We start from the raw sequence: 1,359 nt of genomic DNA, 5'->3' as shown, positions 1-1,359 counted from the left end.
TGTAGTTTTATGGACACATCACCGGCCGGTCGTGCGATCCGGTATAGTAAACCATCCATGAATATGCGTTAGATTGTCGGAATACATCGCGATACACACGACCGAGCGACACAACATCTCGGTTGCGGTTTGGTTGCAGCGTCCCGTCACGTCGGCTCGCCACTGTGGCGGAGATGGTACAGAACGGCCCTTTCAGCCAGCCGTAGAGTGGGTCGGTCCCTCGCTCTCAGCGCCCCATGCCGATCCGGCCCGAGCACCGCTTCTTCTACCCCATCGACTGGCCGCAGCTCTCGGCCGTGATCCGGTTCGGGCGGGCTGGTGGCGCTGCGAGGGGGTTGGGCGACCACGTGGGCAGAAGGTCTACTGCCTCTCGGATGGCCGCTGGTGGGACCGGGAGCTGGGCACGGGGCGCGACGAGAGGGGGAAGCCGGTCTCCAACCCTCCGAGCCTTGACGATCTCGGGGCTGGGGTCAGGGTGACGAAAGTCGTGCTGGCCACGGCCCATCGGGACCACGACACCGCCAACAACGCGGACGCCAACCTCGCCGCCTTCTGCCAGAGGTGCCACATCATCCACGACCGGCCGGAGCATCAGAGGCGACGCTGGCGCACACTGTTCTGCCGGAAGGCGCTCGGCGACCTGTTCAGCGGTCCCTACGGATAGGTTCGCGTAGGCAGTAGAGAATTGGGTTGTCAGCTGTTCTGATCGAGGTCCAAGTTGCGGATCAGATCGCCAATAGGGTCGCCCTCTGCGGCGTTCCCATGCGAGGCTGGTGGCACCAGCCTGCCCGATAATGTCGGCAACATTCGCACTCCCGACTGCAGAGCCACCGTCGGACGATGCGCCAGCAACGCTTGGCTATCTGCCATCAGCATGGCGGGCTCGCTGCTGTGCAGTTTCCTCGGTGGGTTGCTCCAGATCGTAGGAGGCGACGGAGCCTCGATGGCCACTGTAACGACCCGCGACCTACGATCCGATTGCTCGTAGTTGCCCGGGTGTAGGGCATGGGCGGCGACAAGCAGTCCGATGACTGCGATCGCCGTGCTCGCAAGGGTGGATCGATAGTGTTCCATGTCGGCAGAACGAATGGTCAAGCTCGCCGTTCCGACCGATTTTCTGTGATAGCTAACCGCGACTTTACAGCCACAGCATCTGCTGAGCGGCTTCATCTACGCGATTGCCCAGGTCCGCTCGGATCGCCGGGAGTAGGCTCGGTCGGCGGTAGATCGCGGAGAGTGGTAGATTGGGGCCCGTCGGATCAGATATGCGGGAATTGGCCATCACTCGATCACCTCCACGATGCGCCGGCTCCCTGGCTCGACGAGCACCGGGTGGCCATTGACGATTGTGTAACTGTA

At 62.5% G+C, this 1,359-nt stretch carries 2 protein-coding genes and 1 pseudogene; 1 reads left to right on the top strand and 2 read right to left on the bottom strand.

Going from position 1 to position 1,359, the window contains the following annotated elements; genetic code table 11:
- Positions 1-236: 236 nt before the first annotated feature.
- Positions 237-664, top strand: a pseudogene (locus MKL01_RS13560) (hypothetical protein).
- A 29-nt stretch (positions 665-693) separates the two neighbouring features.
- Here the strand turns inward: MKL01_RS13560 and MKL01_RS13555 are convergent.
- The gene (locus MKL01_RS13555) at positions 694-1,095 is read right to left on the bottom strand and encodes a hypothetical protein (protein WP_243905742.1); all 402 of its coding nucleotides are present in this window, start codon (positions 1,093-1,095) and stop codon (positions 694-696) included.
- A 186-nt stretch (positions 1,096-1,281) separates the two neighbouring features.
- The coding region (locus MKL01_RS35730; RefSeq protein WP_279604610.1) for a DUF1236 domain-containing protein at positions 1,282-1,359 on the bottom strand (78 nt) is incomplete at its 5' end.

Origin of the sequence: Methylobacterium sp. J-070, from assembly GCF_022829385.1 — a bacterium.
GTDB lineage: Bacteria > Pseudomonadota > Alphaproteobacteria > Rhizobiales > Beijerinckiaceae > Methylobacterium.
This window is presented reverse-complemented; position numbering and strand designations above follow the sequence as displayed.